We start from the raw sequence: 16,809 nt of genomic DNA on the forward strand, positions 1-16,809 counted from the left end.
TACGGATCGCGGGGGAAAGCCCCCGGCGGTCGGGTCAAGCCTAAAGCGTCAACTCGGGGGAGTTACTCGCCCTTGGCCTTCGCGATGATCTCCTCGGCGACGTTCCGCGGAACCTCGGCGTAGGAGTCGAACTGCATCGAGTAGCTTGCGCGACCCGAGGTCTTGCTGCGGAGGTCTCCGACGTAGCCGAACATCTCCGAGAGGGGCACGAGGCCCTTCACGACGCGAGCGCCGCTGCGCTCCTCCATGGCCTGGATCTGGCCACGGCGGGAGTTGAGGTCGCCGATGACATCGCCCATGTAGTCCTCGGGCGTGGTGACCTCGACGGCCATCATCGGCTCGAGGAGCACGGGAGAGGCCTTGCGGGCACCCTCCTTGAACGCCTGCGAACCGGCGATCTTGAAGGCGAGCTCCGAGGAGTCGACCTCGTGGTAACCACCGTCGAGAAGGGTGACGCGAACGCCGACCATCTCGTAGCCGGCCAGGATGCCGAACTGCATGGCTTCCTGCGCGCCCGCGTCCACCGACGGGATGTACTCCCGGGGGATGCGGCCACCGGTGACCTTGTTGACGAACTCGTACGAGGCGTCGCCACCCTCGATGGGCTCAAGGGCGATCTGCACCTTCGCGAACTGGCCGGTACCACCAGTCTGCTTCTTGTGCGTGTAGTCGATGCGCTCGACGGCCTTGCGGATCGTCTCGCGGTAAGCGACCTGGGGCTTGCCGACGTTCGCCTCGACGCGGAATTCGCGCTTCATGCGGTCGACAAGAACCTCGAGGTGAAGCTCGCCCATACCGCCGATGACGGTCTGGCCGGTCTCCTCGTTGGTGTGCACCTGGAAGGAGGGGTCCTCCTCCGAGAGACGCTGGATGGCTACACCCAGCTTCTCCTGGTCACCCTTGGACTTGGGCTCGATCGCGACCTCGATGACCGGCGCCGGGAAGTCCATGGACTCCAGGATCACCGGGTTCTTCTCGTCGCAGAGCGTCTCACCCGTGGTGGTCTGCTTCAGGCCCATGACGGCGATGATGTCACCGGCGCCCACCGACGCGATCTCCTCACGCTTGTTCGCGTGCATGCGGTAGATCTTGCCGATGCGCTCCTTCTTGCCCTTGACCGAGTTCAGCACGGAGCTGCCGGCCTCGAGGCGGCCCGAGTACACCCGGACGAAGGTGAGCTTGCCGAGGTGCGGGTCGCTCATGATCTTGAATGCAAGACCGGAGAACGGCTCGTCGTCGGAAGGCTTGCGCTGGACGACCTTCTCCGGGTCCTTGACGTCGTGGCCTTCGATGGCCTCGACGTCCAGGGGGGAAGGCAGGTAACGCACGACCGCATCGAGCAGGGGCTGGACGCCCTTGTTCTTGAACGCGGTGCCACAGAACACCGGGGTGACCGTGACGGAGTCGGCGCTGCCCTTGGAGGCGAGGGTGATACGACGGATGGCGGCGTACAGCTGCTCCACCGACGGCTCGGTGCCGTCGAGGTACAGCTCCATCATCTGGTCGTCGTTCTCCGCGACAGCCTCGAGGAGCTTGCCGCGCCATTCCTCGGCAGCCTCGGTGTGGGTGTCGGGGATGTCGACGATGTCGTACATCTCGCCCTTGGCGGCCTCGGCGGACCAGACAAAGGCCTTCATCGTCACGAGGTCGACGACGCCCTTGAAGTCGGCTTCAGCACCGATGGGGAGCTGCATGACCAGCGGAACCGCACCGAGGCGGTCGACGATCATGTCGACGCAGCGGTGGAACTCGGCGCCGGTGCGGTCGAGCTTGTTGACGAAGCAGATACGCGGGACGCCGTAGCGGTCCGCCTGACGCCAAACGGTCTCGGACTGCGGCTCGACGCCAGCCACACCGTCGAACACGGTGACGGCACCGTCGAGGACGCGGAGCGAACGCTCCACCTCGACGGTGAAGTCGACGTGACCGGGGGTGTCAATGATGTTGATCGTGTGATCAACCTCATTGAGCGGCCAGTGACAGGTCGTCGCGGCAGACGTGATCGTGATGCCGCGCTCCTGCTCCTGCTCCATCCAGTCCATGGTGGCTGCGCCATCGTGGACTTCACCGATCTTGTAGCTCACGCCGGTGTAGAAGAGGATCCGCTCGGTGGTGGTCGTCTTGCCCGCGTCGATGTGGGCCATGATCCCAATGTTGCGGACCTTGGCCAGGTCAAGCGAAGTGGTGGCCATAAGGCTCAATCTTCTCTCGGTCTCGATGTGGGTAGCGACTACCAGCGGTAGTGCGCGAAGGCCTTGTTCGACTCGGCCATCTTGTGGGTGTCCTCACGCTTCTTGACGGCAGCGCCAAGACCGTTCGAGGCGTCGAGCAGCTCGTTCATGAGGCGCTCGGTCATGGTCTTCTCACGGCGGGCGCGGGAGTAACCCACGACCCAGCGCAGCGCGAGGGTGGCCGCACGACCGGGCTTGACCTCGATCGGCACCTGGTACGTCGCGCCACCGACGCGGCGGGACTTGACCTCGAGCGAGGGCTTGACGTTCTCAAGCGCGCGCTTCAGCGTGATGACCGGGTCGTTGCCGGTCTTCTCGCGGAGGCCTTCCATGGCGCCGTAGACGATGCGCTCGGCGGTGGAACGCTTGCCGTCAAGCAGGATCTTGTTGATCAGCGACGTGACAAGAGGAGAGCTGTAGACCGGGTCAATGATGACCGGGCGCTTCGGGGCGGGGCCCTTACGAGGCATTCTTACTTCTCCTTCTTGGCGCCGTAGCGGCTGCGGGCCTGCTTGCGGTTCTTGACACCCTGGGTGTCGAGCGAGCCGCGGATGATCTTGTAGCGAACACCCGGCAGGTCCTTCACACGGCCACCACGCACGAGCACGATCGAGTGCTCCTGCAGGTTGTGTCCCTCACCCGGGATGTAAGCAGTGACCTCGATCCCGCTGGTCAGACGCACACGCGCGACCTTACGCAGGGCCGAGTTCGGCTTCTTCGGGGTGGTCGTGAACACACGCGTGCAGACGCCCCGGCGCTGAGGGGAACCCTCAAGTGCGGGCGTCTTGTTCTTCTCGACCTTGTCCTGCCGGCCCTTGCGGACCAGCTGCTGGATCGTAGGCACTACTTCTCCGGTTTCTGTGTGCCGATCACTGTGAAACTAACCTGGAACACCTCCGACCCACGCGGTCGGGTGTGTCGAACACTGGAAGCCTCCGCGATCGCGGAGAAGTCACAGGTTGCGATGTGTTCTGACCTGGCTCACCGATGCGGACACAAGCACGCACGGCAGCACAGACACAGCCCAGGCACAAGGTCTGAGCGTACCTACCTCACCGACTCCGGTCAAAACAAATAGCCACGCCCGCCGCCGCATGGGCGCACCCGCATCACGGGCGGTCGCGGCGGCCCGGCCGGTGGGTGGTCAGGCGCGGGATGGTAGGGGCCCTGGAGTTCCGGTTCTTGGCCACCAGCCCGGAGCCCGGCGACGGGGCCGGGGCAGCCGGGTCGGCGGCCTGGGGGCTGTCGTCGCCGGCCTTCGCCGGGCCCCTGTCCGTAGACCTGTGGGAGGGAGTCGGCTCCTCCGTCCCGGAGGGAGGCGGCTCCGCGGAGCCTTCGGAGGGCGAGTCCTGCGGGAAGGGAATGACGGCGGCCTGGCCGGGGGTGCGGCCGACGAGCCTCAGGCGGCGGGTCTGGGCGATGCGGCGCGCCTGTTCGAGAGCGGGCTCGTACTGGTCGGCCGCGTCCCGCCAGCCGCTCGCGTAGGCCCGGAACTCGCGCCGTTCCAGTTCCGCGCGTAAAAGGACGGCGACATCCTCCGGCGGATGGTGCTCCAGGTACTCGCCGAGGGTCGCGAGGAGGGCCGGGAGTCCCTCCGGCGGTTCGGGCAGACCCGGTGCGGGGTTCCGCGCCTTGGGCACTCCGCGCGGCGCGCCGGGCTCCTCGTCGTGGGAGCCGCCCGCCGATCGGGAGCACTCTTCGCTCTCGACCATGCACGGCTCACTTTCGCATCCCATCGCCCGCCTCGGGTGGCGTTCAGCCTGCGTGAGTGGGGGAACAGGCCCCGAAATCATACTGGCCGGTCACACCCGGGCCACGGTCAGCCCTTCCTGGCGTTCTTCACGGCCGGGGACCCGCCGCGCGCCGCCGCCGCGCGTTCGGGCCGCACATCCGCCGCCGCGGCCGGCAGGAACTGGCCCGCGACCTTGATGAACATGTCCCACTGGTCAGGTGGGACACCGAGACCGGCCGCGGCCTCTTCCAGGGTGAGCCGGTGGGCCGGCGCCCCGGCGCCGGGCGAGCTGTCCTGTAGGTCCGGCAGGGGCAGGTCCTCTTCGGAGAGCCGTCCGGAGCGGATCAGCATCTCCCGCACCGGGACCCGCAGGACATGGGCGAGCCGTCGGGTCGTTTCGAGGTCCGGCATGCTCTGGCCCTGCAACAGGCGGGTGATGGCGGCGCGGTGTACGCCCGCTTCGTCGGCGAGGCGCGACTTTCCGCCGCCGCGGGGGCTGTCGATGTCGTATCCCCGGGCGCGGATCAGGTCTTCGATCCAGGCGGTGAACTGTTCCAGTTCGCTGGCGGTCACAGGTGGTCGCCTCCCTCCAAGGCGGACTCAGACTAACGCGCTTGCGCGCAAGGAATTACCTGCTTGCGCGCAAGGAATTGTGAGCATTCTGTGCGGAGGGGTGCGAAAGCTTAGTTGCGCGCTCACGCGCAACGTGTCAGTGTGCGTGCTCGCAACGCAATGATCCGGTCAGACTCGGTCGCACTGGGAGCACCGGCATGCCCGCACCATCCGCCTTCTCGCCCTCCGATGCCCTGGAGTTCTTCGGCTGGCGCGCGGCCGCCGCCTGTTCCGGCCTGCCCCCCACCGTGGTCTTCGCCCGTCGCGCGGCGGACGCCGAGCCCGCCCTGCGGGCGTGCGACCGCTGCCCGGTACTGCGGCAGTGCGAGGAGTCCGTGGCCCCGGCGGACAGCTGGTTCGACGGCGTGAGCGCCGGGCGGCTCTGGCGCAACGGGCGGCCGGTCAGCCTCGACGGAGCCCGCCGGTGACGGACCCCACCGACACCACCGACGCCACCGCTTCCTCCGACGACCCGACCGCCGACCGCACCCGAGCGCACTTGGAGCACCCGATGACGAAGCCCGCCACCGACGGCACGGGCGCGGTCCGTGACGCCGCACTCTGGGCCGAGATGCTGATCCGTCAGTTCCCGGAACTTCTCACCGAACTGGCCACCGGCCGACGGTCGTCGGTCGAGAACCCGCACCACCCGGGTGCGGCCGAGCTGTCGGCCCGTTCCGCCCGTATCCGGGAGGAACGCCAGGAGGCGCTGCTGAACGAGCAGCGGCACGGGCTGGCCGTACCCGGTCACTCCGCCGCGCCCGTACGGCTGCACGTGTCCGACGCCATCCGCGACATCACCGACGGCGTGGTGGAGCTGGAGGAGGCGGTCTTCGACCGGCTCGCGCTGGGCAGGCCCCGCCGTGACTCGGTGCCGCGGCGGCTCCTGCGCCTCACAGCTCTGCTCGGCAGCGTCGCGGAAGACCCGGTGCTGGCCGGGCACGTACGGGACGAGGTGCGCCGGATGGCCAGGCGCTGCGCGCGCGCCCTGGGCGAGGCCGAGACGATGGTGCGGGTGCGCGGGCGCTGCCCGTGGTGCGAGTCGGTGTCGATGCGCGCCTTCCCCGAGCGCCGGGCGGTCCTGTGCGTCAACCCTGCCTGCCGCTGCGCGGATGCGGACTGCGACTGCGCTACGGACCCGGCGTTCCGTCACATCTGGGCGGAGGGCGCCTGGCCGGAGCTGGCGCGGCTGGGCGGCGTGGACACGCAGGAGATCGCGGCGCGGATGTCGGACGACGCACCGGAAGGCGTACGGCCCGACGGCGTACGGCCCGACGGCATACGGCTGGGACTACGGGGCTCGGCGGCTGCCCCGGCGCTGGACGGAGAGCGCCTGTGAGCACTCGCCGGTCGCCGCTGCCGGCCCCTTCGCGGGCCGCGCTGATCACCGGCACGCTCGCCGCCCAGGAGGCCGACGTCGCGCCCGCCACCATCAGGAAGTGGGTGCAGCTCGGGCATCTGACACCGGCCGGGAGCCGGGGGCGGGCGCAGCTCTACCGGCTGGAGGACGTGTTCGCCGCCGAGCGGGCGACGCGCCGGAAACCGCGTACGCCGCGGACGTGAGCCCGTACGACATACGAGAAAGGCGCCGGGCCGGCCACCCTTCGTGGGTTGGCCGGCCCGGCGCCTTTTCCGCGTCCGCGGCCGCTGGTGCGGGCACGGGAAGGGAGAGGGGAAGAGAGCGAACGCGCGTCGAGGCCCGCCGGCCTCAGGGGCCTTCCGCGGGGCCCGGCGGACGCTCGGGCATCCGGAAGACCTGCGCCTCGGTGGTCACTTGGGTGGCCGTCAACGCCACGGCCTCCTGCCAGCCGCTGGTGAAGCCACGCACCTCCGCGTCGAGAGCGACGCGGGCGCCGACCTTGCCGACGACCGCGGTGAGGGCTCTGCCCATCTCGGCGGTGTACGTCCCCGCCTCCGCGGCCTCGGCCGCCACCTCTACGACGGCCGCCACCACATCGGTCAGCCGTTCATGCGCATTGGTCACCATGGGCGCTCACCGCCACCTGTCTGCCCTGCCGTCGTGCTCGTCCTCACGCTCACCGTCCCTTACGCCCCGTACGGCGTTCCGCGCCTCACATCGCACTCTCTCGAATGTCCGTTCGATTGATTGCAGCGTAACGCAGGGGGCCCGGAAGTGAGGGGCAATGAGTCCGCGACCTAGTTAGTTGCGCGCACGCACGACATCGATCACAATAAGTGCAGCGGCGGAGCTGTGCCCGCCTCCCTCCGGGGGGCGCAGCTCCGCCGCTGCGTGTCTGCCCTCTGCATCCGCACGTACGAAAGGAGTACCCCTGTCATGCCCTCTCCCCCGAGCGTCTTCCCCGATGTGCAGGCTCTCGTCGTGGACCTCCTCGCAGCCCGCTCGGAACTGGCGGGCGTGATCGTGGACGAGACACCGCCGGCCGGTTTCGACGGCACGGCCAAGGCCGTCCTCGTCTCCCGCGTCGGCGGGGCCTGGGTCGACGACCTCCACCTCGACCAGCCACTGGTCGAACTGGAGGTGTACGGACCCGACAAGCCCACCGCCCACACGCTCGCCAACACGGCGAGGGCGGCGCTGCTGCCCGCCACCGGCACGGTTCACGGCACGACGACGATCACCGACGTCGTCGAGGCCGACGGGCCCCGCTGGCTGCCCGACTTCACCCGGCCGCAGGCGAGCCGCTACGTCTCCACGTTCCGGATCTCGGTCCGCCCCGCATAGATCCACTCCGCACGATCGCGCTCCGAGCGCCCCATGAACCGGCCCTGCCGCATCCGCGGCAGGGCCTTTTCGGTACCCGAAACCACATCCAAGGAGCAGTAACCATGGCGAACAACAACGGCAGCCAGATCCGCGTCGCCGGCACCGGCCGCATCCTCGTCGCGACCGCGACCGGCACCACCGTCCCGGCCGCGCCGAAGCACACCGCCGACCCCTGGCCGACCGGCTGGACCGAGCTGGGCTACACCTCCACCGACGGCATCAAGTTCAACAAGAAGGACAAGATCGACCCGGTCGACACCTGGCAGTCGGTGAGCCCGGCGCGGTTCATCTACTCCGACCGCGACCTGACGGTGAAGTTCCAGCTGCTCCAGTTCAACAAGGACACGCTGCCCTTCTTCATGGGCGGCAACGCGGTGAGCCCGGTGACCGCCACCGGGGCCGTCGACACGTACGAGTACAAGCTGGGCGCCGAGCCGCAGAAGGACGAGCGTCAGCTGGGCATCGAGTTCACCGACGGCTCGGACGTCACGTACCGCTTCATCATCCCGCGCGGCCAGGTGACGGAGACCGAGGAGATCGCTCTCACCCGCACGGGTGCGCTGAAGCTCGGGGTCACGTTCACCGCGCTCGCCGCCGAGAACAGCTCCACCCTGGCCACTTGGATCATGAAGGACAAGTCGTACGCCTAAGTCGTACGCCTGAGGGGTGCGGGGCCCGGTCCCCTCTCCCCCGTTCTCTCCGGTGGCCGGCGCGCGGCCCGTTCCGCCGCGCGCCGGCCACCGGCTTTTCACTCTCCCCGATCCCTCGATCCACCAGCAGTAAGGAGCCCTCGCATGTCCGGTTTCAACGTCAACGCGGCACGCGCCCAGCGCCTGGAAGCCCTCGGCCGGGCCTGGACCTTCGAGCTCGACGACCACACCTTCGAGCTCCCCACCGAGCTGTCCCGTGCGACCGCCCGCAAGCTGCGCGCACTCGACGACAACGACGTCGACGGTCTGCTGCGGCTGCTTCTGGGCGAACAGCAGTTCACCCGCTTCGACCGGCTCGACATCACCATGCAGGACATCGCCGCGATCCTTGAGGCCTACGGCAAGGAGACGGGGCTGGGCCTGGGGGAAGGCTGAGCCTCGGCGAGTTCGTCGACGAACACGCCGAGGCCCTTGAGGCGGACCTGCTCCGCCACTACGGCGTGGACCTGCTCGACTGGCACCGCGGCCGGCTCTCCACCCGCCGGCTCGCGGTGCTGGTCAGGCACATGCCACGCGACAGCGCGGTCGCCCGCGCGCTCCACGGCGAGGCGGCGGAGTGGTCGGTGACCGACTACCTGCTCGCCACGACCGTCGACCAGCTCGCCGAAGCCAACTGGATGTTCGCCACGGTCAACCAGGACGAAGACGCGGAACCTCTGGAGTACCCGGCGCCTGTGCCGCGTCCCTCGGACGGCCCCGCGGACGAACCGGAGTCGGCCGAGCCTACGGCGGACGGCGCGGGGCAACCCCAGCGGCCCGGCGTCTCGGAGCTCAGTCAGTTCTTCGCCTGAAGCACCGGACGAACTTCACCTGTCGAAAAGTCCGGTGGCCAGGAACACGCCGCCGAGAATCCCGCACACAAGCTGCACGAACAGGTAGATGCCGATACTGACCCCTGCCCAGGGAATTGGACGGCGCAGTTCGTGCCGCGATCGGGACCTGGAAGGCCTCGCCGAGTCGTACACCACTTCCAGCGGTCGCCCCCGCTTTGCGCGCGACACGGGGAATGAAAGATTGGCGAGCCGTACGTGACTGCGCTCGGACTGGTCCGCGTAGCGGTACTGGAGGAAGTGTTTTTCTTTGCTCCAGTAGTAGTGCTCGCAATCTGCCTGGACCTGCACGCCCTTGCTTCTCAATCGCCGGTGCACATAGAGCGTAAATACGGCGAAGGGCGCCACCACCACGGCAGGGCCGAGCGCTATGAGCCAGGCGATCCATGGACCAATCATCACGACTTCTCCGTAATCGGTCGACAGTACAACAGTAGCGAAAGGGAGAGATTGTGCCTCCACCAGCATCAGGCGGAAACGAACCTGTGGTGCAGCCGCCCTGGATCGACCCCAAAGAATCACTGCACTACAAAGAGGTCTATCGCGACATCGCCCACAGCGTAGCCCTCCTCAAGCTTGATGTAACCGCCTTGAGTAGCAGTTTCACTGGTTTGAAGTTCGACATCACCGCCATAGCGCTCGGACTCACGCTGGTAAAAGCGGATTTCACTCTGATCAAGATGGACGAGAAAGGTATCACTCTCGCCGGGAAGCAGAAAGTGACTTTCCCCTGGGCCGATCAGAAAAAGCGCCTTGAAGAGCGGATCGACAACGAGCGGGACAGGAACGCGAAGAGGTCCCAGGAGATCCGCAACGAGCTCAAGAGAATTGAGAAACTCAAAGAGGGGATAACGGAAAAGAAGGCCGAGGCGAACGCGGCTCACAAATCGGGCGAGAAGGCCGAACTTTTCCGTATCAGGTCCGAGATAGGGAAGCTGACAACCGACATCGACAAGGCGGAGGCGACAGTAAGGAAAAAGGTACGCGAGATTGGCAGGATCAGCGGAGTACAGGCGAAGCTGGACAAGCTCGAACGCGATAAGAAACAGGCCAAAATAAGCCAGGAGGAGATAGTAAAGGCGGCTCGGCTTTCTCGGGACAGTCTGGCAGGGCTGTCGAAAGAGATGCGCAGTACTCGCAGAGAGATGGCGAACCTCGGTTCGACTGTCGGCTGATGCAGGAAAAGGTGAAGTAAATGTCATTGGCCACCAGTCTCAGGACTGCAACCTCCGCTACACAGAAATTCACCCAGGCACTCTCGCAGAGCGGCGGATCCGTTTCGAAGATGCGGACGGCCACCAATCAGGGGACCACCGCCTTCAAGGACATGGGCAGCGGCGCCACCAGACTCGGCACCGCGGTGGGAAAGCTGCGCGGAGCCGTCAGTCAGTTGGACGGTCCCCTCGGCAAGTCCAGGACGACCAGCGACAGACTCCAAAGTGCGCTCGGCAAGCTCCAGTCGTCGGTGACGAAGAATGCGAACGGCATCGCGAAGTTCAAGACCTCCCTCGGGCAGGCCGATGGCGCATTCGGCAAGTCGAAGAGTGCCACCGACAAGTTCAAGTCCTCCCTCGACAAGCTCAAGGGCTCCGCAGACAAGAGCAAGAACGCCCTGCGCGACGTCAAGCGGCAGGCCGACGCGGTCGAGAAGTCGGTCGGCAAGGCCGGCAAGAACGCCGACAAGACCGGCAAGACCATGGGGGGCGGCCTGGTCAAGGGACTCAAGGGGGCCGGGCTCGCGCAGAAGGGCCTCAACCTCGCCATGATGGCCAGCCCCTTCGGCCTGATCATGGCCCTGCTCGCGCCACTCATCGCCAAGTTCGTCAACGTCGACAAGATCGTCGCCGTGGTGAGCAAGGGGTTCAAGTCCGGAATGAAGGCCGCCTCCAGCGCGGTCTCCACCGCGATCGGGGTGATGGTCCCGATCCTCAAGGGCATCGGCAACGTCCTGCTCGCGCCCTTCCGTGCCTTCGCCACCGCCATCAACACCATCATCGGGGCGCTCAACGGCTTCAAGGTCTCCATCCCGAGCTGGGTCCCCGTCTTCGGCGGCAAGAAGTTCAGTCTCAGCCTGCCGAAGATCCCCGTCCCGCACCTCGCCAAGGGCGGCGTCGTCCAGCCCCGCAACGGCGGCACCCTCGCCCTCATCGGCGAGGCCGGCGAGTCCGAGGCCGTCATCCCGCTCAGCAAGCTGGACCGGATGCTCGGCTCCGGCGGCGGCAACCGCGCCCAGATCGCCCGGCTCGCCGCGGCGGTCGAGCGGCTCGCCGAGCGGCCCGTCCATGTCCAGGTGGACGGCCAGACCATCGCCCGCGCCGTGCTCGCCGGCCACCGCCAGCTGGCCCGCAGGTAAGCCCGCCGACAACGAACAAGGAGGCACCCCGAACATGACACGCAACCTTTGGATCGGCCTGCCCGGACGACTGCGGGAAATCAGCCAGGCGGCCACCGCCTTCGAACGCGGCGCCGACCTCGGGGTGACCCAGTTCACCTCGCTCGGCGGGCAGGTCACCACGCTCGCGCCCCAACGCACCGCCCGTAAGACGAAGTTCAGCTTCGACCGGCTCTCCGAGGACGACGCGGCCCACCTCGACCGCCTCGCCCGGCGCATCGACGGCCCCGGCCCGGTCGTCGTCATCGACCCGGTGGCCCGCAACCTCCTGGACGGCCTCCAGGCCGAGGGCCGCTGCGCCGGAGGTTCGGCCGCCCCGCACTGGTACACCTCGACCGGCTCCGGCACCGGGGTCCTGCAACTGTCCACGGCGGCAGGCGTTCCCGCCGCCCACCCCGACGCGTACGTCTGGAAGCCGGACCAGGCGACCGCACAGCTCAGCTGGCGGCGCCGACCGGGGTCGGGTTTCCCTGTGGCACCGGGAATGACGGTCCGGTTCACTCTGCCCAAGTCCTGGCGGACCGGCCCGTGTTCGGCGCGCCTGCACTGGAAGGACGTGGCGGGCAACTACCTCTCCTCCGCGTCGGTCTCCAGCCACACCGTCTCCGCGACCGTCCCGGCCGGGGCCGCGCTCGTCACCCCCTCGGGCGTCGCCGGTGAGCTGGGCACGTACTCGCTCGACGGAGCGGTGCTCACGTTCAACGACACCCACGTGCCCACCGCTCCGGCCAACCTCCTGCCGTCCGAGCAGGCAGCAGGCCGCGGCGCCCTGACCAACTGGTCGGTGAGCGGCTTCACCCTGTCGACAGACACGGACGGCTACGCCGTCGCCGCCCTGCCGGTCAACACCGCCGGCTCGCTGACCTTCGTATACGCGGGTCAGAAGGGCCATCCGCTGCCCGGCCAGGGACTGGTCGGCCTGGTGCTGCCCTCGGCGTTGCGCGCTCGCGCGCAGTACTGCTACTTCAGCTTCTTCGACGCCGCGGGAGCGTTCCTGAGCATGTCCGACGCCTGGAGTCCCGCGACCGTCCCGGCCCGCGCCACCCACGTCTCGGCCGGCCTCTCCTTCGCCGCCACCACCGCGTTCTCCTCCCGGCTCGGCCCCGTCAAGCTCCAGTACCTCGACACCTCGGTGCCCCAGCTCACCGGCGACGGCTGCCCGCCCATGGCGGTCACCGGCTACACCGACTCCCCCGCCCGCCCGCTCCCGTACCGCAACGTCTCGATCGATCTGACGGAGGTGACCGATGCGAGTGTCTGACCACCAGCTGACCAAGGACCTCGAAGCAGGATCGAGGGTCACCGCGCACACCACCCGTCTGGGCGGGAGGGACGTGACGGACCAGGTCCAGTCCTGGCAGCTGGAACGCAGCTACAGCACCGACCTCCCGGACGCCATGCGTGCCTTCTCCGGCAGCTCGTCGGCCCAGCTCCAGCTCCAGATCGCCGGCACGAACGGCGATTCGGCTCCCAGCCTCTACTCGCCCTGGGCGTCCCGCTACACGGGCGACATCGCGCGCCCCGGCCAGTCGGTGGTCCATGCGTACGGTACGAACGCCGGCACCCTGCCGGCGTTCCGCGGCACCCTGCGCAACCGCTCCGCCGCCTCCGGCACCGACACCGTGGCCCTCACGGCGCTGGACGGGGCCGAGCGGCTGCACGGCCCCGCGGCGCTGCCCAAGCCGTACGCCGGGTTCTACTGGCGCCGCCCGGTCGCCACCGCGACCTGGTGCGTCGACGAGCTGCTGCGTCAGGCGGGCGTGCTCACGGCGCCGCCGGTGCGCTACCCGGACTTCGACGCCAACAAGCCGCTCACGCTGGTGTACGCGTCGCTGCACGGCGGCTTCGCGACGCCGTACGGCCAGCCCGAGATCCTCCCCGATCCCCGGCACTACAGCTGGACCAGGGAGGGCGCCCCGCACGAGATGGCGCTCCTGCCGCACGCGGCGGCGCCCGAAACCGCCGGCCTCACCGCGTCGTGGTTCCCCCGCAGCCGCGTGACCGTACCGGGCAGCAGGCTCTTCGCCGAGGCGTGGGTCAACAGCGCGGTCGGCATCGGCAGCATCGTGGCCCTGGAAATGGACCTGAACCGCGAAGGTACGGAGACGGGACGGCTGCGGCTGGCGGTGGACTTCTCCAAGGGCGAGATCTACATGCACTCCGGCACCAGGGACAACAACAGCGGCTGGTACTTCTGGTGGGGCCTGCCGCAGCTCAAGACCCAGCCGGGGGTGTGGCACATCGGCGGCCTGTTCGACACCACAGGAACCGGGCCGACCGTCCAGCCGACCGTACAGCCCCGGCTCACCGCGCCCGACGGTACGAACTACCTGTTCAGCGCGGCCACCTTCACCGACCCGTCCGCCGGCCAGCTGGTCTCCGAGCTGTACCAGCTGCGGCTCGTCACGGCCATGGCCACCGAAGGGGTCCAGCTCTCCAGCGGGCTGCCCGCCATGCCCGCGGAGGCCGAGTTCACCCAGGCCGGCACCTGGTCCAAGGAGGCAGAGCTGGACGAGGCGATCCTGCCGCTGTACTCGGTCCCCCGGATCTCCGGATCGCAGTGGGAGTCGCTCACGCAAATCGCCAAGGCCAGCATGTCCACCGCCGAGTTCGACGAGCGGGGCATCTTCCGCTGGCGCAACTACACCCGGTTCGCCAAGGCGCCGACCGCGCCCGACCTCACCCTGACATCGGCGCGCGACATCGCCTCGCTCACCGTCACGGAGGAAATCGACGCCTGCCGCAACTACTGCGTACAGCCCTACAAGGACTGGACGTCCGTCGGTGTGGTCAGCGGCACCGTCTACAGCGACACCGCCGTCCGGGAGATCCCCGGGAACAGCTCGGTGACGGTCGAGTACCTGCTCGCCGAGGAGGAGTTCGACGTCGGACCGCCCAATGTCGACGACGACGAGAGCATCGCCCTCGGCTTCTCGGTGCGCTTCGCCGCCTCCAACGCGGCGGGCGCGGACGCCGTCAAGGGCGCGGTGGACATGCTGGCCCGGCGCGAGGAGGGCCGGCTGGTCCTGCGGTTCACCAACCGCACCGCCCAGCGGCTCTACACGGTGCTGGAGAACGGCAAACCATCCGTCTCCGTACAGACCCTCAAGCCGTCGGCGGAACCGACCGAGCGCCAGGCGACCTCCTCTGCACCTGGCAGCGCCAGCGAGAGGTACTACGGCCGCCAGGAGTTCTTCGGCGAGTCGAGCGACTGGGTGCAGGACTACCGGGCCGCGCGTGGGCTCGCCGACGCCATGCGCGCGGCCGGCGAGTACCCGGTGCCGGTCATCGGTGAGGTCGAGGTGCTGTACGACCCGCGGATCCAGCTCGGGGACGTGATCCGGCTCCTGGACTCCAACGGCGCCGAGCTCGACACCCTGGCGTGGGTGGTCGGCATCAAGACCGCGTCGACCGGCGCCGGGACCATGCAGCAGACGCTCACCCTGCGCGGCACACGGTCCAACGGCGTTCCCGCCGACTACGACCTGACACCCGACACGCACGCCGACCACACCCCCGCCCCCGCCGGGCCCTCGTACGCCGCCGTCCAGTCGGCGTACTCGACCCTCGACGCCCTCGCCACGGGCGGCAGGACCTGGCGACAGGTGAAGGAGGACACCGATGCCTGAGACACCACCGGAGACCGGCCCCGCGGCGCCGGTAACCCTCGACGACGAGCAGCTGCTGCGGCTCGCCTCCTCGGTGGCGGCGGAACTCGCCACCCACCTGGGAGTGCCCGTCGTCGAGACGGCGGACCCCGGACAGGGCGGACAGCCCGTCTCGGTCTCCCTGGAACTGCACCCTGATCCGCCGGCCCCGGAGCCCGCCCCCGCCGAAGCCGTCGTCCCCGTCGTACCCGTACAGCGCAAGGAGGAGGGTCCCGCATGACCACTCAGTACACGCCGCTCAGCAACCTGCCCTACCCGCAGCCGAGCGATCCCGCCAACCTGCCCGCGCACATGCAGTCCCTCGCCCAGTCCCTCGACGGGCGTACGGTGCTGCGCTTCGCCACCGCGACGGAGCGCGACGCCAAGCTGCCCACGCCCGTCGCCGGCACGGTCGCGTGGATCGCCTCGCCCGGACGGCTCATGAACTACACCGGCTCGGCATGGGTGCCCGTCGGCGCGGTGCCGGTCTTCCGGGTGAACTCCGACGGCGGCACGACCACGTCCGCCGCGTACGTGGAAACCCTGACGAGCGCCACCGGCGACCCGATGAACGCGGTGTTCACCGTCCCCGCCTCCGGCCAGGTCATCATCAGCGTCGGCTGCTACATGTTCAGTACGGCGACGAACGTCGGCACCTACATGTCGGCCAACATCCGCAACGCCGCGGGAACCGTCGTGCTCAGCGCCAACGACGCCCGCGCCGCCCTGGTGAACTCCCCCAACCGGGCGTCCGTGTCGACCCAGTTCCTCGTCACCGGACTGGCCGTCGGCACCACGCACACCGCCACACCGGCCTACCGGTCGGGGGGCACCACGAACACCGCCAACTACGACACTCGTTACATCAGGGTCGACCCGATCATGTGACGCCGCTCCCCACCCCGCCCCGGCCCGCCGCTGACCAGAGCGGCGGGCCGGGGCGTTCTCACCTCCAGGCGACCCGAAGGAGAACCTCCATGGCCACCCTGTCCGCCGACGCCGTCGTACGAGCCCTGCGCGCCGAGGGCCTGCGCGTCGTGGAACACCGCGACTGGCGCACCCACAACCGCAACCACAAGGGGCGCTGGGGACCCGTCCACGGCGTGATGATCCACCACACCGTCACCAGCGCCACCGCCGATTCGGTCGGGTTGTGCTACAACGGCCACGCCTCGCTCCCCGGACCGCTCTGCCACGGCGTGATCGACAAGGCCGGCACCGTCCACCTCGTCGGCCACGGCCGGACCAACCACGCCGGCTCCGGCGACGGCGACGTGCTGCGGGCGGTCGTCGCCGAGAGGGGCGCTCCCGCTCCCGGCAGGAACACCGCGGACGGCAACGCCCACTTCTACGGCTTCGAGTGCGTCAACCTCGGCGACGGGGCCGACCCCTGGCCGAAGGCACAGCTCGACGCCATCGAGCGGGCGTCGGCCGCCCTGTGCCGCGCCCACGGCTGGTCTGCCGCCTCGGTCATCGGCCACAAGGAGTGGACGAACCAGAAGATCGACCCGCGCGGCTTCAGCATGTCGTCCATGCGGGAGCGGATCGCGGCACGTCTCGCGTCGCCGCCCTCCGCGCCGTCCGGTTCCGGCGGCCCGGCCGGCCCCGGCGAACCCTCCGGGTCCCGTTACGAGCCGTTCCCCGGCTCGGCGTTCTTCCGGCCCGGCGCGAACTCGCCGGTCATCACCGCCATGGGCCGCCGACTGGCCGCCGAGCGCTGCGCCGCGTACACCGTGGGCCCCGGCCCGCGCTGGTCGGAGGCGGACCGGCGTTCGTACGCCAGGTGGCAGCGCAAGCTCGGCTACACGGGCGCGGACGCCGACGGCGTGCCCGGCCGGGCCTCCTGGGACGCCCTGAAGGTCCCGCGCGTCCGCTGACCGGTACCTCGCCGCCCGCCCGCTCCCCCAGA

General features: G+C 68.9%; 21 protein-coding genes. 14 read left to right on the forward strand and 7 right to left on the reverse strand.

Translation table 11 applies throughout. The features are described 5' to 3' along the window. Nucleotides 1-62: 62 nt before the first annotated feature. The 5 genes from fusA to AS594_RS14620 all read right to left on the reverse strand — a co-directional run bounded on the left by fusA (nucleotide 63) and on the right by AS594_RS14620 (nucleotide 4,536). Nucleotides 63-2,192: an elongation factor G gene (gene fusA / locus AS594_RS14600; RefSeq protein WP_069927452.1), complete on the reverse strand. Its 2,130-nt coding sequence runs from the start codon at nucleotides 2,190-2,192 to the stop codon at nucleotides 63-65. Between the two features lie 38 nt (nucleotides 2,193-2,230). Beyond that, nucleotides 2,231-2,701: a 30S ribosomal protein S7 gene (rpsG, locus tag AS594_RS14605; RefSeq protein ID WP_028812383.1), complete on the reverse strand. Its 471-nt coding sequence runs from the start codon at nucleotides 2,699-2,701 to the stop codon at nucleotides 2,231-2,233. 2 nt (nucleotides 2,702-2,703) lie between these two features. Beyond that, nucleotides 2,704-3,075: a 30S ribosomal protein S12 gene (gene rpsL, locus AS594_RS14610; protein WP_003948652.1), complete on the reverse strand. Its 372-nt coding sequence runs from the start codon at nucleotides 3,073-3,075 to the stop codon at nucleotides 2,704-2,706. A gap of 265 nt (nucleotides 3,076-3,340) precedes the next feature. Continuing rightward, nucleotides 3,341-3,943 carry a hypothetical protein gene (locus AS594_RS14615; RefSeq protein WP_069927453.1) on the reverse strand — a complete coding sequence of 201 codons (603 nt, stop codon included), beginning with the start codon at nucleotides 3,941-3,943 and terminating at the stop codon, nucleotides 3,341-3,343. 107 nt (nucleotides 3,944-4,050) lie between these two features. After that, nucleotides 4,051-4,536, reverse strand: coding sequence for a helix-turn-helix domain-containing protein (locus tag AS594_RS14620; protein WP_069927454.1), 486 nt, complete (start codon nucleotides 4,534-4,536; stop codon nucleotides 4,051-4,053). 197 nt (nucleotides 4,537-4,733) lie between these two features. On the opposite strand from AS594_RS14620, the gene AS594_RS14625 reads away from it, so the two are divergent. The 3 genes from AS594_RS14625 to AS594_RS14635 are packed head-to-tail and all read left to right on the forward strand — an operon-like array spanning nucleotide 4,734 to nucleotide 6,138. Beyond that, a complete protein-coding gene (locus AS594_RS14625) occupies nucleotides 4,734-5,003 on the forward strand; it encodes a WhiB family transcriptional regulator (RefSeq protein WP_069927455.1) in 270 nt (89 codons plus the stop codon). Next, nucleotides 5,000-5,914, forward strand: a complete 915-nt coding sequence (locus AS594_RS14630) for a hypothetical protein (RefSeq protein WP_069927456.1) — start codon at nucleotides 5,000-5,002, stop codon at nucleotides 5,912-5,914. Before AS594_RS14625 ends, AS594_RS14630 begins: the two co-directional genes overlap by 4 nt. Then, nucleotides 5,911-6,138, forward strand: coding sequence for a hypothetical protein (locus AS594_RS14635; protein ID WP_069927457.1), 228 nt, complete (start codon nucleotides 5,911-5,913; stop codon nucleotides 6,136-6,138). The genes AS594_RS14630 and AS594_RS14635 overlap by 4 nt, the downstream gene beginning before the upstream one ends. Before the next feature lie 145 nt (nucleotides 6,139-6,283). Here the strand turns inward: AS594_RS14635 and AS594_RS14640 are convergent, their stop codons facing one another. After that, a complete protein-coding gene (locus tag AS594_RS14640; RefSeq protein WP_069927458.1) occupies nucleotides 6,284-6,562 on the reverse strand; it encodes a hypothetical protein in 279 nt (92 codons plus the stop codon). A gap of 309 nt (nucleotides 6,563-6,871) precedes the next feature. On the opposite strand from AS594_RS14640, the gene AS594_RS14645 reads away from it, so the two are divergent. The 4 genes from AS594_RS14645 to AS594_RS14660 all read left to right on the forward strand — a co-directional run bounded on the left by AS594_RS14645 (nucleotide 6,872) and on the right by AS594_RS14660 (nucleotide 8,822). Continuing rightward, entirely contained in the window at nucleotides 6,872-7,279 is a 408-nt protein-coding gene (locus AS594_RS14645; protein ID WP_069927459.1) for a hypothetical protein, read from the forward strand. Between the two features lie 104 nt (nucleotides 7,280-7,383). Further along, a complete protein-coding gene (locus tag AS594_RS14650) occupies nucleotides 7,384-7,971 on the forward strand; it encodes a phage tail tube protein (protein WP_069927460.1) in 588 nt (195 codons plus the stop codon). A 144-nt stretch (nucleotides 7,972-8,115) separates the two neighbouring features. Then, nucleotides 8,116-8,406 (forward strand): hypothetical protein, encoded by a 291-nt coding sequence (locus tag AS594_RS14655; RefSeq protein ID WP_069927461.1) that lies wholly within the window; start codon nucleotides 8,116-8,118, stop codon nucleotides 8,404-8,406. A 65-nt stretch (nucleotides 8,407-8,471) separates the two neighbouring features. After that, nucleotides 8,472-8,822: a hypothetical protein gene (locus AS594_RS14660; protein ID WP_069927462.1), complete on the forward strand. Its 351-nt coding sequence runs from the start codon at nucleotides 8,472-8,474 to the stop codon at nucleotides 8,820-8,822. A gap of 15 nt (nucleotides 8,823-8,837) precedes the next feature. Here the strand turns inward: AS594_RS14660 and AS594_RS14665 are convergent, their stop codons facing one another. Next, nucleotides 8,838-9,329 carry a DUF3592 domain-containing protein gene (locus AS594_RS14665; protein WP_141746842.1) on the reverse strand — a complete coding sequence of 164 codons (492 nt, stop codon included), beginning with the start codon at nucleotides 9,327-9,329 and terminating at the stop codon, nucleotides 8,838-8,840. Between the two features lie 17 nt (nucleotides 9,330-9,346). Between AS594_RS14665 and AS594_RS14670 the strand changes: the two genes are divergently transcribed. The 7 genes from AS594_RS14670 (at nucleotide 9,347) to AS594_RS14700 (ending at nucleotide 16,777) form a co-directional block, all read left to right on the forward strand. After that, entirely contained in the window at nucleotides 9,347-10,036 is a 690-nt protein-coding gene (locus tag AS594_RS14670; RefSeq protein WP_069927464.1) for a hypothetical protein, read from the forward strand. A 110-nt stretch (nucleotides 10,037-10,146) separates the two neighbouring features. Further along, complete coding sequence (locus AS594_RS14675) at nucleotides 10,147-11,214, forward strand: hypothetical protein (protein ID WP_240509010.1); 1,068 nt, start codon at nucleotides 10,147-10,149, stop codon at nucleotides 11,212-11,214. 34 nt (nucleotides 11,215-11,248) lie between these two features. Then, nucleotides 11,249-12,514, forward strand: coding sequence for a hypothetical protein (locus AS594_RS14680; RefSeq protein WP_069927465.1), 1,266 nt, complete (start codon nucleotides 11,249-11,251; stop codon nucleotides 12,512-12,514). Continuing rightward, nucleotides 12,501-14,882, forward strand: a complete 2,382-nt coding sequence (locus AS594_RS14685; protein WP_141753598.1) for a hypothetical protein — start codon at nucleotides 12,501-12,503, stop codon at nucleotides 14,880-14,882. Before AS594_RS14680 ends, AS594_RS14685 begins: the two co-directional genes overlap by 14 nt. Further along, a complete protein-coding gene (locus tag AS594_RS14690; RefSeq protein WP_069927467.1) occupies nucleotides 14,875-15,141 on the forward strand; it encodes a hypothetical protein in 267 nt (88 codons plus the stop codon). The genes AS594_RS14685 and AS594_RS14690 overlap by 8 nt, the downstream gene beginning before the upstream one ends. Then, nucleotides 15,138-15,788 (forward strand): hypothetical protein, encoded by a 651-nt coding sequence (locus AS594_RS14695; protein WP_069935122.1) that lies wholly within the window; start codon nucleotides 15,138-15,140, stop codon nucleotides 15,786-15,788. Before AS594_RS14690 ends, AS594_RS14695 begins: the two co-directional genes overlap by 4 nt. A gap of 89 nt (nucleotides 15,789-15,877) precedes the next feature. Next, on the forward strand, nucleotides 15,878-16,777 hold the full coding sequence (locus AS594_RS14700; protein WP_069927469.1) for a peptidoglycan-binding protein: 900 nt from the start codon (nucleotides 15,878-15,880) through the stop codon (nucleotides 16,775-16,777). Nucleotides 16,778-16,809 lie beyond the last annotated feature (32 nt).

Origin of the sequence: Streptomyces agglomeratus (assembly GCF_001746415.1) — a bacterium.
GTDB classification, from domain to species: domain Bacteria; phylum Actinomycetota; class Actinomycetes; order Streptomycetales; family Streptomycetaceae; genus Streptomyces; species Streptomyces agglomeratus.

Bases quoted from the DNA above. Each gene is read 5' to 3' on its own strand.
- fusA (WP_069927452.1), bottom strand. From the start codon at position 2,192: ATGGCCACCACTTCGCTTGACCTGGCCAAGGTCCGCAACATTGGGATC.
- rpsG (WP_028812383.1), bottom strand. From the start codon at position 2,701: ATGCCTCGTAAGGGCCCCGCCCCGAAGCGCCCGGTCATCATTGACCCG.
- AS594_RS14615 (WP_069927453.1), bottom strand. From the start codon at position 3,943: ATGGTCGAGAGCGAAGAGTGCTCCCGATCGGCGGGCGGCTCCCACGAC.
- AS594_RS14625 (WP_069927455.1), top strand. From the start codon at position 4,734: ATGCCCGCACCATCCGCCTTCTCGCCCTCCGATGCCCTGGAGTTCTTC.
- AS594_RS14640 (WP_069927458.1), bottom strand. From the start codon at position 6,562: ATGGTGACCAATGCGCATGAACGGCTGACCGATGTGGTGGCGGCCGTC.
- AS594_RS14645 (WP_069927459.1), top strand. From the start codon at position 6,872: ATGCCCTCTCCCCCGAGCGTCTTCCCCGATGTGCAGGCTCTCGTCGTG.
- AS594_RS14650 (WP_069927460.1), top strand. From the start codon at position 7,384: ATGGCGAACAACAACGGCAGCCAGATCCGCGTCGCCGGCACCGGCCGC.
- AS594_RS14655 (WP_069927461.1), top strand. From the start codon at position 8,116: ATGTCCGGTTTCAACGTCAACGCGGCACGCGCCCAGCGCCTGGAAGCC.
- AS594_RS14665 (WP_141746842.1), bottom strand. From the start codon at position 9,329: ATGCTGGTGGAGGCACAATCTCTCCCTTTCGCTACTGTTGTACTGTCG.
- AS594_RS14675 (WP_240509010.1), top strand. From the start codon at position 10,147: ATGCGGACGGCCACCAATCAGGGGACCACCGCCTTCAAGGACATGGGC.
- AS594_RS14680 (WP_069927465.1), top strand. From the start codon at position 11,249: ATGACACGCAACCTTTGGATCGGCCTGCCCGGACGACTGCGGGAAATC.
- AS594_RS14685 (WP_141753598.1), top strand. From the start codon at position 12,501: ATGCGAGTGTCTGACCACCAGCTGACCAAGGACCTCGAAGCAGGATCG.
- AS594_RS14690 (WP_069927467.1), top strand. From the start codon at position 14,875: ATGCCTGAGACACCACCGGAGACCGGCCCCGCGGCGCCGGTAACCCTC.
- AS594_RS14695 (WP_069935122.1), top strand. From the start codon at position 15,138: ATGACCACTCAGTACACGCCGCTCAGCAACCTGCCCTACCCGCAGCCG.
- AS594_RS14700 (WP_069927469.1), top strand. From the start codon at position 15,878: ATGGCCACCCTGTCCGCCGACGCCGTCGTACGAGCCCTGCGCGCCGAG.